This is a genomic window from Actinomadura kijaniata NBRC 14229 (assembly GCF_001552175.1).
Lineage (GTDB): Bacteria > Actinomycetota > Actinomycetes > Streptosporangiales > Streptosporangiaceae > Spirillospora > Spirillospora kijaniata.
On the sequence record NZ_BCQR01000012.1, the window covers coordinates 18132 to 30327 of the forward strand.

Genomic DNA, 12196 nt, shown 5'->3' on the forward strand with positions numbered 1-12196 from the left:
GGGCGACGCTAGGGACGGCGTCCGCGGGGTAGGGACGGCTACATGCGCAGCATTTGGAACGGCGCGATCTCGTTCGGCCTGGTGACCATCCCGATCAAGGTGTACGCGGCGACCGAGCAGCGGGACGTCACGTTCCACCAGGTGCACCGCGCCGACGGCGGACGCATCCGGTACCGGCGGGTCTGCTCGGTGGACGGCGAGGAGGTGCCCTACGGCGAGGTCGCCAAGGGGTACGAGCTGCCGGGCGGCGAGATGGTCGTGCTCACCGACGAGGACTTCGCCGACCTGCCGCTGCCGACCGGCCACCGGATCGAGGTGCTCCAGTTCGTGGAGCCCGAGGAGGTGGACCCGATCTACTTCGCCCGCTCCTACTACCTGGAGCCCGACGAGAGCGGCGACAAGCCGTACGTGCTGCTGCGCGACGCGGTGGAGCGGTCGGGCCTGGTCGGCGTGGCGAAGGTGGCGCTGCGGCAGCGCGAGTCCCTGGCGACCCTGCGGGTGCGCGACGGGGTCTTCGTGCTGGAGACGATGCTGTGGCCGGACGAGGTCCGCACGCCGGAGTTCCCGTTCCTGGAGGAGGAGATCGAGTTCCGCAAGCAGGAGCTGGCGATGGCGGGCTCGCTGGTCGACTCGATGCGCGGGGCGTTCGACCCCGCCGAGCACCACGACGCCTACCGGGAGGCGCTCCAGGCGGTGATCGACGCGAAGGCGGACGGCCACGACGTGGTCCCGCCGCCCGACGACGGGACCCGGCCCGCCGAGGACCTGCTCGACGCGCTGCGGGCCAGCGTGGAGGCGGCCAAGAAGCGGCGCGGCGAGACCCCTGACAAGCCCGCCCAGAAGCGCCGCCGACGCTCCGCCTGAGGAACGCCGACGGATCGCTCGGCGTGCGCCGCGTCACGCGACGAATGTGACAAAATCCCATGACCCGGGCGAAGGCGCTCCGATATAAAGACACGGCTGTCTATCAACGGAGCCCCCTCATGCTCAAGCGTGCCGTCCTCGGAACCGCCGCCCTCCTGCTCGCCGCCTCCGGCCTCGCCGCGTGCGGCCGTGCCGCCGCCGACGCCAAGCAGGGCGAATGCCTCGACGGGGGCGGCATGATGGCCGACCTCAACAAGATCAAGATCGTGGACTGCGCCTCGCCGGACGCCAAGTACCAGGTCTCGGCGGTCCTTCCGCCGAACCAGAAGGACAAGTGCCCGAAGGACGGCATGTTCACCTTCTCCTGGCAGGTGAACGACTCCACCATGTGCGTCAAGAGCGTCAAGCGCTGACCCGGCGCCGCCCGGCGCGCGTCACGGCAGGACGACGCGCAGCACCGCCTCGAACCCCTCGGGCGTGGGCGGCTCGTCGGTGAGCAGCGCCTGCATGAGCAGCCCGTCGACCGCACCGGCCAGCAGCCGCAGCCGCACCGGGTCGTCGGTGTAGCGGCGGCCGAGCTCGGTCACGGCCGCCAGCCAGTCGCTCGTCGGGCCGCGCAGCTCCGGGCGGCGCGCGGCCAGCAGGTACAGCTCGTACTCGGCGAGCAGATGGTCGGGGTCGGCGACGACCGCGCACATCAGCTCGGCCAGGTCCCGCAGCCCCGCCGCCGAGCCGTCCGCCCGCGCCGCCAGCGCCCGCATCCGGGCGGCGTCCTGCTCCATGCAGCGGGTGAGCGCGGCGGTGAGCAGGTCGTCGATGCTCCGGAAGTGGTAGGCGGCGGCGGTCGGCGGCTGGCCCGCCTCGCGGGCCACCGCCCGGTGGCTGACCCCGGCCACCCCGTCGCGCGCGACGACCCGGACGGTCGCCTCGATCAGTTCCCGTCTGCTGCGTTCGCCCCTGACACGGCGGCCGTCCCCGGTCGGGTCGCTCACCCCTGGCTCCTCGGCGTGTTCCGGTCCGTTCCAGGGGACCCTATCGCTGGTCAGACGGGGCAGCCGGTGGCCCGCGGCGCGGACTCCGGGCCGGGCTCGCCGGCGGGACGGCGGGTCAGCGTCCGCCGGGCCGCCAGGGCGAGCAGCAGGGCGGCGGCCCCCGCCCCGACGGCCACGGCGAAGCCGCTCCCGGGGCCGTACCGGTCCACCACGGCGCCCGACCCGGCCGCGCCCAGCGCCACCCCCGCGCTCAGCCCGGTGACGGCCCAGGTCATGCCCTCGGTGAGCGCGGCGGGCGGAACGCTCCGTTCGATCAGGCCCATCACCGTGATCATCGTCGGGGCGAAGAAGAGACCGGCGCAGAACACCGCGGCGGCGAGCGTCGCCACGTCGCCCGCCAGCAGCGGCGGCAGCGTGGTCAGCGCCGTTCCGGCGGTGCCGAGCACCAGCAGCCGGGACGGCGGTGTCGCGAGCCGCAGCGCGCCGAACCCCAGTCCGGCCAGCGCGGAGCCGAGGGCGTAGGCGGCCAGCACGGCGCCCGCGCCCGCCGCGGAGCCCTGCCTCTCGGCGAAGGCGACGCTCACCACGTCCACGGTCCCGACGATGACGCCCCCGGCGACCAGGACCAGGGCGAGGACGCGCACCGCCCCGACGCGGATGGCCGACCCGCCCGCGCCCGGCCCCCGCCCGGCGGGGACGACCGGCGGCTCGGTGCGCCGCTGCGGCACGAACGCCGCCACGCCCAGCGCCAGCAGCGCCGCGGCGGCCAGCGGACCGGCCTCCGGGAACAGCGCCGTGCACAGCGCGACCGACAGGGCGGGACCGACGACGAAGGTGAGCTCGTCCAGCACCGACTCCAGCGAGAAGGCGGTGTGCAGCCGGGGCGTCCCCCGGTACAGGTGCGTCCAGCGCGCCCGGGCCATGGCGGCCATGTTGGGCAGCGTCCCGGCCAGCGCGGCGCAGGCGAACAGCGTCCAGGCGGGCGCCCCGTGGCGGGCGCACAGCAGCAGCGCGGCCGTCGCCGCCACGCTCACCGCGGCGGCGGGCGGCAGCACCCGGCGCTGCCCCGCCCGGTCCACCAGCCGCGAGACCAGCGGGCCGAACACGGCGGTGGCGAGCGTGAACGTCGCCGAGACCGCCCCGGCGAGCCCGTACGCGCCGCGCGTCTGCGCCAGCATCGTGATGATCCCGATCCCGGTCATGGCGATCGGCAGCCGCGCCACCAGGCCCGCGGCGGTGAAGGCCGCCGCGCCCGGCGCGCGGAACAGGTCTCGGTACGGGTTGGCCATGGCCGACCTCCAGTCGTCCGCTCCGGAAAGAACTTGAACGACCGTAACATATTGAACGAGCGTTAGAATTTCTCCCGTGCCGGGCCGGTCACCGCAGGCGGGTGGCGAGATGGCGCAGTCCGGCCCGGACGCGCCGTTCGCCGAGGTCCGGGAGCAGGGCGGCGACGTGCTCGGCCGCCAGCGCGGCGAGGAGGGCGTGCGCGGCGTGCTCGGGGTCGGGCGGCCCGTCCAGCAGGAGCGTCACGTGCCGGTGCCAGAACCGGTAGGCCCCGATCCGGTACCGGGCCCCGGGGGACGCGGTCTCCGACATCCGCACCAGGTCCAGGTGTTCCAGCAGGTAGTCGAGGTAGGCGTCGACGAACGCGGCGAGCCGGTCGGCGGCCGGGGCGCCGGGGCCGAGAGGCGGCGGGCCGGACAGGATCGCCTCCTGGAGCACCCGTTCCCGCGCGTCGAGCAGCGCCGACGCCAGCCCCGCCTTGTCGCCGAACCGGCGGAACAGGGTGCCCTTGCCCACCCCGGCGGCGGCCGCGACCTGGTCCATGGAGACCGCCGCCACGCCGTGCTCGGCGAAGAGCCGGGCGGCGGCCTCCAGGACGGCGGCCCGGTTGCGGGCGGCGTCGGCGCGCTCCCGGGGCGGCGGGGTGCGGAGCAGCTCCAGGGGTGTTGCAGAAGCGGACTGCGGTCCGTTACTGTTCTCGGGCATAAGCGGACTATAGTCCGAATCTTGTGGAGGGAGTGACATGACCACGCTCATCACCCGCGACGAGCTCAAGGCGGCGATCGACGAGGGGGCCGTCACCGTCGTCGACGCGCTGGGCGGCGAGTACCACGCCAAGCAGCACCTGCCCGGGGCCGTCGCCCTGGCCCCGGGCGAGGTCGACGCGCGGGCGGCGGAGGTGCTGCCGGACCGCGACGCCGCGATCGTCACCTACTGCTCCAACCCGGCCTGCCCCAACAGCGGCCAGGTCGCCGACCGCCTCACCGCCCTCGGCTACGGCAACGTCCGCAAGTACCGGGAGGGCATCGAGGACTGGGTGGCCGCGGGCCTGCCCACCGAGTCCGCCTAGCGCGGACGCCGGGCGGGGAGGCGGCGCCGGGGGCCGCCTCCCCGCCCTCGTTCCCGCATGCCGCGGGGTGCGGAAAACCTCAGCCGGAACGACGGTCGGCCGCATGGTCCGGGTCCCCGGCCCGCCCCTAGCGTTCCAGCATGATCAGAAAACAGCGGAAACGGAACGTCGCACTGGTGTCGGGCGCGCTGGCGGCCGCCACGGCCGTGGTGCCGTGGGCCGTCCTGAACACCGGCGACCGGGCGGCGGACGGCCGGCGCGTGGCGGCGACCGCCCCGCAGGCCGCCCCGCAGGACACCGCGCGGACCGGCGCGCGGACCAGGGCGGAGATCAAGGCGGCGCTGGAGGGCATGGTCCGGGACCAGGCCGCGACCGCGGCGATGATCAGAGTCGGCGGCGGCGGGCGGAGCGGCTGGACGGCGGGCGCGGGCGTCGCCGACCTGGCCTCCCGGCGCCCGGCCGACCCCGCCGGGTACTTCCGGATCGGCAGCGTGACCAAGACGTTCGTGGCGACCGTGCTCCTGCAACTGCGCGACGAGGGCAGGTTGAAGCTGGACGACCCCGTCGAACGCCACCTGCCCGGCGTCGTCCCCGACGGCGCGCACGTCACGGTCCGGCAGATCCTCGACCACACCAGCGGCCTCCGGGACTACATGAGCGAACCCGGATACTCCACCAACCGCTGGCGCGGCGAGGAACGGTTCCGTTCCTACTCGCCGGAGCATCTGCTGAAGGTGGCGTTCGCCAAGCCGCCGTACTTCAAGCCGGGCACGAGCTGGCGCTACTCCAACACCAACTACGTGGTCGCGGGCCTGCTGGTGGAGAAGCTGACCGGCCGGTCCTACGGCAAGGAGATCGAGCGCAGGATCCTGCGCCCGCTGCGGATGACGCAGACGGTCGTCCCCGGGAACCGGCCCGGCCTGCCCCGGCCGCACGCGCGCGGCTACGAGCCGCTGCCGACGGGCGAGATCGTGGACGCGACCCGGATGAACCCCTCGCTGGACTGGGCGGCGGGGGAGATGATCTCCACGACGCGCGACCTCGACCGGTTCCTCGAAGGGCTGCTCACGCGCCGGCTCACCAGCGGGGACTCGCTGACCGCCATGCGGGCGGCGCGCCAGACCGACGCGGGCTTCGCCTACGGGCTGGGACTGCAGAAGTACACGCTGCCCTGCGGGCGGGCGATCTGGGGGCACAGCGGCGAGCTGATCGGCTACCTGACGTTCGCGTTCCGCTCCGACGACGGCCGGCGGATGACCCTGTCGGTCAACCCCCACACCCGGAACCCCAGCCAGAACGAGGTGTACGGGATCGCCACGAAGGTCTTCTGCCCCTGACGACGGCGCCTGTGACGACGGCACCTGGTGCCATGGTGCTACCGCCGAACCCCCTCCGTGGGCGGCCGACGGGGCGGAAATGGCCTTCCGGCACCTGTCCTCGCCGACACCGCGACACCATCATGTTCGGGACCGTCCGAGCGTCCGCTCCGCGGAGGAGACATGGCTTCGTCGTCGCCCGAGCCCGTTCCGTTCACCAAGGCCGGTTACGTGGTCCTCTTCGCCGAGGACCCGGACGCCGTCCAGAGCCTGTTGCGGGCCGACAACACCGTGGTGGTCATGTCACGCGCCGGAGGCCCGCCCGGCCGGAGGCCCGGCGGCCCGGAGCGGGCCCCGGTCACGGTGGGGCGCCTGGAGATCCGGCCGGGGGAGCGGCGGGTGCTGTGCGGCGGCCGTCCGCTGGCGCTCAGCCGCCAGGAGATCGACCTGCTCGGCCGGCTGGCGCGTCCGGCCGGACGCGCCAGCCCGTTCCGGGAGATCATCCGGGCGGTGTGGGGGACGCCGGGCGGCGTCGGGGCCACGGTGGTGCACAGCGCGGTCCTGCGGCTGCGCCGCAAGCTGCGGGCGGCGGACGCGCGGGTGGACATCGAGTGGATCCGCGGCTACGGGCTGCGCCTGGTGGCCGAGGACCCCACCGGCCCGAGCAGATGACGGGCCCGCCGCCCTCCTCCACGGCCTGGTGGACGCCCCCGGACGGTCACGACGCGCGGTGCGCGGCCGACCCGCTCCGGGACGGCCCGGGAGGGGGGTCCGCCGGGAGGCGGACGACGAAGCGGGCGCCGCCCGGCGCGCCGTCGGCGAGGGTGAGGGAACCGCCGTAGGTCTGGGCGATCTCGCGGGCGATGGACAGGCCGAGTCCGGTGCCGCCGGGATCGCGGGAACGGGAGTCCGGGCCGCGGGCGTAGCGCTCGAAGATCTTGTCCCGCAGATCCTCGGGCACCCCGGCGCCGTCGTCGGCGACCTCCAGGACGGCGGTGCCGCCGTCGGTCCGGACGGTGACCTCCACCGCGGTCTCGGCGTGCCGCAGGGCGTTGTTGACCAGGTTGCCCAGCAGGCGCGCCAGCCGGATCCGGTTGACGCGCACCGTCGCCCCGGGCTCCAGGCGGCAGGTGATCGGGACGCGACCGTGCCGGTCCGACAGCTCCCGCCGGACCAGGTCGGCCAGGTCCAGGCACTCGACCGGGGCGGGCGCGCCGGAGGCCAGCCGGGACAGCTCCAGCAGGTCGGCGACGATCTCGTTCAGCCGTTCGGCCTGGCGCAGCGCCGCCTCCACACCGGACCGGGCCTCGCCGTCGGGAAGGTCCTGGAGCGCCAGGTCGAGTTCGGCGATGACCGCGGCGATCGGCTGGCGCAGGTCGTGGGAGGCGTCGGAGATGAACCGGCGCTGCCGGTCGTTGGCCTCGTCCAGCCGCTCCAGCGTGGCGTTCACGGTCTCGGCCAGCCGCTGGATCTCGCCGCCGCCGCTGTAGAACACCGGGACGCGGCGGCCCGGATGGTCGGTGCTGAACCGCGCCATGTCCGAGCGGATGGCCTCCACCGGCCTCAGCGCCGTCCCGATGAGCCACCACACCCAGCGGCCGATCAGCGCGAGCGCCAGCACGTACAGGAGGACCATCGAGGCGAACACCGGCCAGTGGGATCTCAGGCCGGGCACCCGGGCGGCGGCGTACACCATCACGTCGGGGCCGTAGGAGGACTCGATGAGGTGCACGCCCCGGACGGTCACGCACGAGCCGAGGTCCGGCGGGCACCGGGTGTAGTCGTTCAGGATCAGGTCGGCGGGGCGCGCGACCAGCGGCGGCCTGCCCCGGGCGTCCCGGCTCGCGGCCAGCACCCGGCCCGAGGCGTCCACGATCTGGACCCACCGCACCCGGGGCCGGCGCACCGGGATCGGGTCGGGCAGTCGCCCGGCGTCCGCCTCGGCGGCCACCCGGCTGGCGGTCTCGGCGGTCTCCCGGTAGACCTGCTGGCGCACCAGCTGGGTGATCAGGATGGTGACCAGGGTCAGCGCCACGCCCAGCACCACCGCGGCGACCAGCAGCGTGAGCACGGTGGCCCGGCCGCGCACCGAGATCCACAGCCGGGCGTGCCAGCGCCGCAGGCGGCCCATGGTCCCCCTTCCCCCTGCGTGCCTGCCTGCCCGCTCCCTCGCCTGGCGATTGTCAAGGGGCGATCCGCCACCGGCAAAATCACCGCGACCCCGCGCCCGCGCGTCGGTGCGCGGGGCCGGGCGGGACGCGTCCCGCCCGGCCCCGCGTTCCGGCCGGATCCGGGATCAGATCCTGCCGACGCCCGCGCCTGCGGTGACGGTGGCCTTCACCGTGCTGCCCGCCTCGGCGGTGTAGGAGTAGGGGACCGCCTTCACCGCGCCGGGGTTGCGCGTGACGGGCGTCCCGGAGTTGACGAGGTGGTTGCCCACGGCCCTGATGTTGCCGGGGTCGGACGAGCCCTCCTGGATCGAGGTGGGCTCCTCCACGTTCTCGAAGTAGTTGTTCTCGACGAGGACGCCCGCGTTCTCGGTGGACGCCGCGCCGTAGCCGCTGTTGTTGACGTAGTAGTTGTTGAACACGTGCACCGGGTTGGCGAAGCGCACCCGGGGGTGGCGCTGGGTGGTGCCGTCCAGCCAGTTGTGCACGTAGGTCACGCGCAGCTTGCCGGTGTCCTGGGAGGCGTTGCCGTCGGAGTGCCCGAGCAGCATCGACTTGTCCTGGTGGTGCAGGCGGTTCCACGACACCGTGACGAAGTCCGAGCCGCGCTTGATGTCGATCAGCCCGTCCTTGGCGTTCGACAGGTCGTTGTGGTCGATCCAGATGTTGGTGGAGCCGTCCTGGACGTTGATGGCGTCGTCGCCGGCCCCGGTGAAGGTCAGGTTGCGGATGACGACGTTGCGGACCGAGTCGAGGTCCAGCCCGCCGCCGGTGATGCGGCCGGAGGTGCCGACGCCGATGATGGTCTTGTTGGAGGCCACGTCCTGCATGCCGGACAGAGTGATCGTGCCGTTGACCCGGATGACGTAGGGGCCGGCGGAGGTCGCGTACCTGACGAAGTCGGCCGCGTTGCCGACGGTCACCGTGGCGCCGCCCGCGCCTCCGGTGGTGCCGCCGTTCATGCTCGCGTAGCCGACGGGGGCGGACTCGGCGTTCGCCTGGACCATGGGAGCACGGACCTGCGCGGAGGCGCTCGGCAGGGCGGAGCCGGCCGCCGCGAGGGCGGCGAGGGCGAGCGTTCCGACGGACAGTGAGGTCTTGATCACGGCGTTCTCCTTGTTTCCGCGCGTGGATCATGGGTGGGAGCGGCATGCCGTCGTGCGAGGAGTCCCGGAACCCCCTTGGAAAGCGCTTACCAGAACGCTAGACGCGATTCCCGGCGCGGCAAAGGGTTGTTTCAGACAGTTTTCACGCGGCCCGACGGCTCACGGCGTTCGTGGTCCATGCCGTAGGGCCCCACCTGCGGGTCGTCCTCGCCGGGCGCGGCGCGGGTCCTTGAGCACGTCGAGAGCGGCCGGTCGAAGCCCGGCCGCTCTCCACGTGGAGCAGGTCACTGCCCCGGAGCTCATCGATCGCCCGTCCGCACAGTCGCCACGGTCGTCGGGCCAAGGTGTTCCCGGCGCCCTTCCCGACCGCCCGGCCGCCGGACCTTAGCGGGCGAACGGTTCGAGGGCGGGGCGCTTCGCCGTCACCGTGTCGCCGGAGGAGCGGCCCCGCAGGCGGCGGCCGATCCACGGGACCAGGTGCCCGCGCGCCCACCGCAGGTCGCGCAGCAACTGCGCGCTGCGGCTCAGCTCGGGAAGCGGGCGCAGCCGCGGCTCCCGCCAGTCCTCGACGTCCGGGACCTTCAACGCCTCCAGCATCGCCAGCGCCACCCGCCGGTGCCCGGCCGGGGACATGTGGAGCCGGTCCTCGCCCCACATCCGCCAGTCGCGGAGGATGTCCATCGACCACTGGTCCACCACGTACGCGCCGTGGCGCGCGGCGATCTCCCGCAGGTGCCCGTTGAAGGCCATCACGCGGGAACGGGTGCGGCGGATGACCGCCGAGTCCGCCGGGTCCACGCCGGTGAACAGCACCACGTCGGCCCCGGTGGAGCGCGCCTTCGCCACCGCCTCCTCCATGCGGGCCGCCAGCGCCTCCACGGTGACGCCGGGGCGCAGCAGGTCGTTGCCGCCGCCGGAGATCGACATCAGGTCGGGCTCCAGGGCGAGCGCGGCCGGAAGCTGGTCGTCGACGATCTGGTCGAGGAGCCTGCCGCGGATCGCCAGGTTGGCGTAGCCGAAGCCGGGGGCGCGCTCGGCGAGGAGTTCGGCGGCGCGGTCGGCCCATCCCCGGGGCGTGCCGTCGGGATGGGTGTCACCGATGCCCTCGGTGAAGGAGTCTCCGATTGCCACATACCGCGTCCAAGCCATGTGTTCATGGTATTCAGGCTGGTCAGCGGTTTGTGACTTGGGGGTCAGTTGGGGACCGCGGCGGCACGGGCCCTCCGCACCGCGCCGCCGCGGAGTCTTCAGTCGCGCCGGACGGCCAGCACGCGGGCCAGCGCGGTCGCCGCGCGGTGCACCTCGGCGCAGGGCGCGATCCGCTCGCCCCAGCCGTAGAAGAACGACCAGGAGCGGTCGGTGTGGTCGAGGACGGCGATGACGGTCTCGTTCAGCCCGGTCAGCTCGGGGTTGGCGACGGTCGCCGACGGCCAGCGGTCGCCGAACGCGGCGATCTCGACGGCCCAGCCGCGCGCACGCAGCTCGTCGGTGAGCGATTCCAGGTGCCCGAGCGCCACCTCGGCCTCAGTGATCACCTGCGCGGACATGGGGTCCTCCAACGAGGGTGGGGTGGGAAAGACGTCCGCCGGGCGCGGCATCGTCGGCCGGTTCGGCCGTACGGCGCGGGTCCGGGGTACCGCCCCAGTGTTTCGGCACGTGCGCCAGATCACAACCGCTTTGGAGGAGATCGCAGGTCGGAGGGGGCGGGAAACGGCGAGGGCCCCGCGGGACGCGTCCCGCGGGGCCCTCGCCGTTCGGCGGATCAGTAGGAGGGCTGGCTCGGGTCGATCTGGTTGACCCAGGCCAGCACGCCGCCGCCGACGTGGACGGCGTCGGCGAACCCGGCGTTCTTCACCACGGCCAGGGCCTCGGCGGACCGCACACCGGACTTGCAGTGCAGCACGATCTTCTTGTCCTGGGGCAGCTTCTCCAGGGCCGAGCCGTTGAGGAACTCGCCCTTGGGGATCAGCGTCGCGCCCGGGATCGAGACGATCTCGTACTCGTTGATCTCGCGGACGTCCACCAGGAAGATGTCGTCGCCCCGGTCCTGCATCGCCTTCAGGTCGTGCACGGAGATCGTGGAGTCCCGGACCGCCTCGGCGGCCTCGTCGGAGACCGCGCCGCAGAACGCGTCGTAGTCCTCCAGCAGCTCGGTCTGGGTCGGGTTCTTGCCGCACAGCGGGCACTCGGGGTCCTTGCGGACCTTGACCGACCGGTAGCTCATCTCCAGGGCGTCGTAGATCATCAGCCGGCCGACCAGCGGCTCCCCGATGCCGGTGATCAGCTTGATGGCCTCGTTCACCTGGATCGAGCCGATCGAGGCGCACAGCACGCCGAGCACGCCGCCCTCGGCGCACGAGGGCACCATGCCGGGCGGCGGGGGCTCGGGGTACAGGCAGCGGTAGCACGGCCCGTGCTCGGCCCAGAACACGCTGGCCTGGCCGTCGAACCGGTAGATCGACCCCCACACGTACGGCTTGCCGAGCAGCACCGCCGCGTCGTTGACCATGTAGCGGGTCGCGAAGTTGTCGGTGCCGTCGACGATCAGGTCGTACTGGGCGAAGATCTCCATCACGTTGTCGCGGTCGAGCGCGGTGTTGTGCACGACCACGTCGATCAACGGGTTGATCTCGCGCACGGTCGCGGCGGCCGACTCCGCCTTCGGCAGGCCCAGCGTGGCCTGCCGGTGGATGATCTGGCGCTGGAGGTTGGACTCGTCCACGACGTCGAAGTCGATGATGCCGAGGGTGCCCACACCGGCGGCGGCCAGGTACATCAGCGCCGGGGATCCGAGACCGCCCGCGCCCACGCACAGGACCCTGGCGTTCTTGAGGCGCTTCTGCCCGGCCATCCCGACGTCGGGGATGATCAGGTGCCGCGAGTAACGATTGACCTCGTCACGGGTGAGCTCCGCTGCGGGCTCGACCAGAGGTGGCAACGACACGGTGGGTGCTCCTGTGCTGACGCATCGGCGGGTACGGGGGCGGACGCCATCGTCCTTTCACGCCACAACCTTGCCATGCGCTTCCGCATTCCCCCAACGCGACCGTCCGCCGAACGCCCACGTCAGGCGGTGTGCGCGCATGAATCGCCGGGAACCGGGCATCGGGTGGCCGACCGAGGGAGGCGAGGGAGATGGGACTGCTGGACCGCTTCACGCGGGCGCGGGCCGGCCGCGGGGCCGCCCGCCGGGAACGCCGCCGCGTGCCGACGTTCTCGGAGATGCGGGCCCGGATGCGCACCGAGCGCGCCGAGGCGAAGCTGATGGAGACCGAGGCCCGCATCCACCGCGAGGCCGCCCGCATCCGCCATGACGTGCGCGCATCTCGTTGACGGCGGCCTGCATAGATCGGGATATGGCGGGCACGCCCAGGACTGTACGAACCTCGTACGA

14 protein-coding genes are annotated in these 12196 nt (G+C 73.3%); 6 read left to right on the forward strand and 8 right to left on the reverse strand.

Annotation, left to right across the window (positions count from 1 at the left end; translation table 11 throughout):
* Positions 1-42 precede the first annotated feature (42 nt).
* Together ku and AKI01S_RS05240 are read left to right on the forward strand one after the other, a co-directional pair.
* Entirely contained in the window at positions 43-864 is an 822-nt protein-coding gene (gene ku / locus AKI01S_RS05235; RefSeq protein WP_067812605.1) for a non-homologous end joining protein Ku, read from the forward strand.
* A 119-nt stretch (positions 865-983) separates the two neighbouring features.
* Entirely contained in the window at positions 984-1277 is a 294-nt protein-coding gene (locus AKI01S_RS05240; RefSeq protein WP_067812606.1) for an LppU/SCO3897 family protein, read from the forward strand.
* A gap of 21 nt (positions 1278-1298) precedes the next feature.
* Here the strand turns inward: AKI01S_RS05240 and AKI01S_RS05245 are convergent, their stop codons facing one another.
* The 3 genes from AKI01S_RS05245 to AKI01S_RS05255 form a co-directional block, all read right to left on the reverse strand.
* Positions 1299-1856 carry a TetR/AcrR family transcriptional regulator gene (locus AKI01S_RS05245; protein WP_067812607.1) on the reverse strand — a complete coding sequence of 186 codons (558 nt, stop codon included), beginning with the start codon at positions 1854-1856 and terminating at the stop codon, positions 1299-1301.
* Between the two features lie 50 nt (positions 1857-1906).
* Positions 1907-3145 carry an MFS transporter gene (locus AKI01S_RS05250; RefSeq protein WP_067812608.1) on the reverse strand — a complete coding sequence of 413 codons (1239 nt, stop codon included), beginning with the start codon at positions 3143-3145 and terminating at the stop codon, positions 1907-1909.
* A gap of 88 nt (positions 3146-3233) precedes the next feature.
* On the reverse strand, positions 3234-3848 hold the full coding sequence (locus AKI01S_RS05255) for a TetR/AcrR family transcriptional regulator (protein ID WP_174567352.1): 615 nt from the start codon (positions 3846-3848) through the stop codon (positions 3234-3236).
* A 37-nt stretch (positions 3849-3885) separates the two neighbouring features.
* Between AKI01S_RS05255 and AKI01S_RS05260 the strand changes: the two genes are divergently transcribed.
* The 3 genes from AKI01S_RS05260 to AKI01S_RS05270 all read left to right on the forward strand — a co-directional run bounded on the left by AKI01S_RS05260 (position 3886) and on the right by AKI01S_RS05270 (position 6200).
* Entirely contained in the window at positions 3886-4212 is a 327-nt protein-coding gene (locus AKI01S_RS05260) for a rhodanese-like domain-containing protein (RefSeq protein WP_067812609.1), read from the forward strand.
* A gap of 140 nt (positions 4213-4352) precedes the next feature.
* On the forward strand, positions 4353-5549 hold the full coding sequence (locus tag AKI01S_RS05265) for a serine hydrolase domain-containing protein (protein ID WP_245681483.1): 1197 nt from the start codon (positions 4353-4355) through the stop codon (positions 5547-5549).
* Positions 5550-5711: 162 nt separating this feature from the next.
* Positions 5712-6200 carry a winged helix-turn-helix domain-containing protein gene (locus AKI01S_RS05270; protein ID WP_067812610.1) on the forward strand — a complete coding sequence of 163 codons (489 nt, stop codon included), beginning with the start codon at positions 5712-5714 and terminating at the stop codon, positions 6198-6200.
* A gap of 46 nt (positions 6201-6246) precedes the next feature.
* On the opposite strand, the gene AKI01S_RS05275 is transcribed toward AKI01S_RS05270, so the two are convergent.
* From AKI01S_RS05275 to moeZ, 5 genes are all read right to left on the reverse strand, one after another.
* On the reverse strand, positions 6247-7659 hold the full coding sequence (locus AKI01S_RS05275) for a HAMP domain-containing sensor histidine kinase (protein ID WP_067812611.1): 1413 nt from the start codon (positions 7657-7659) through the stop codon (positions 6247-6249).
* Between the two features lie 165 nt (positions 7660-7824).
* Entirely contained in the window at positions 7825-8802 is a 978-nt protein-coding gene (locus AKI01S_RS05280) for a pectate lyase family protein (RefSeq protein WP_218009555.1), read from the reverse strand.
* 384 nt (positions 8803-9186) lie between these two features.
* Complete coding sequence (locus tag AKI01S_RS05285) at positions 9187-9951, reverse strand: SGNH/GDSL hydrolase family protein (protein WP_067812612.1); 765 nt, start codon at positions 9949-9951, stop codon at positions 9187-9189.
* A 98-nt stretch (positions 9952-10049) separates the two neighbouring features.
* Positions 10050-10349 (reverse strand): hypothetical protein, encoded by a 300-nt coding sequence (locus AKI01S_RS05290; protein ID WP_067812613.1) that lies wholly within the window; start codon positions 10347-10349, stop codon positions 10050-10052.
* A gap of 215 nt (positions 10350-10564) precedes the next feature.
* On the reverse strand, positions 10565-11746 hold the full coding sequence (gene moeZ / locus AKI01S_RS05295; protein ID WP_067812614.1) for an adenylyltransferase/sulfurtransferase MoeZ: 1182 nt from the start codon (positions 11744-11746) through the stop codon (positions 10565-10567).
* A gap of 191 nt (positions 11747-11937) precedes the next feature.
* On the opposite strand from moeZ, the gene AKI01S_RS05300 reads away from it, so the two are divergent.
* Positions 11938-12135, forward strand: coding sequence for a hypothetical protein (locus AKI01S_RS05300; protein WP_067812615.1), 198 nt, complete (start codon positions 11938-11940; stop codon positions 12133-12135).
* Positions 12136-12196 lie beyond the last annotated feature (61 nt).

Coding starts and splice junctions, on each gene's coding strand:
- ku (WP_067812605.1), top strand. CDS start 43: ATGCGCAGCATTTGGAACGGCGCGATCTCGTTCGGCCTGGTGACCATC.
- AKI01S_RS05240 (WP_067812606.1), top strand. CDS start 984: ATGCTCAAGCGTGCCGTCCTCGGAACCGCCGCCCTCCTGCTCGCCGCC.
- AKI01S_RS05250 (WP_067812608.1), bottom strand. CDS start 3,145: ATGGCCAACCCGTACCGAGACCTGTTCCGCGCGCCGGGCGCGGCGGCC.
- AKI01S_RS05255 (WP_174567352.1), bottom strand. CDS start 3,848: ATGCCCGAGAACAGTAACGGACCGCAGTCCGCTTCTGCAACACCCCTG.
- AKI01S_RS05260 (WP_067812609.1), top strand. CDS start 3,886: ATGACCACGCTCATCACCCGCGACGAGCTCAAGGCGGCGATCGACGAG.
- AKI01S_RS05265 (WP_245681483.1), top strand. CDS start 4,353: ATGATCAGAAAACAGCGGAAACGGAACGTCGCACTGGTGTCGGGCGCG.
- AKI01S_RS05270 (WP_067812610.1), top strand. CDS start 5,712: ATGGCTTCGTCGTCGCCCGAGCCCGTTCCGTTCACCAAGGCCGGTTAC.
- AKI01S_RS05275 (WP_067812611.1), bottom strand. CDS start 7,659: ATGGGCCGCCTGCGGCGCTGGCACGCCCGGCTGTGGATCTCGGTGCGC.
- AKI01S_RS05285 (WP_067812612.1), bottom strand. CDS start 9,951: ATGGCTTGGACGCGGTATGTGGCAATCGGAGACTCCTTCACCGAGGGC.
- AKI01S_RS05290 (WP_067812613.1), bottom strand. CDS start 10,349: ATGTCCGCGCAGGTGATCACTGAGGCCGAGGTGGCGCTCGGGCACCTG.
- AKI01S_RS05300 (WP_067812615.1), top strand. CDS start 11,938: ATGGGACTGCTGGACCGCTTCACGCGGGCGCGGGCCGGCCGCGGGGCC.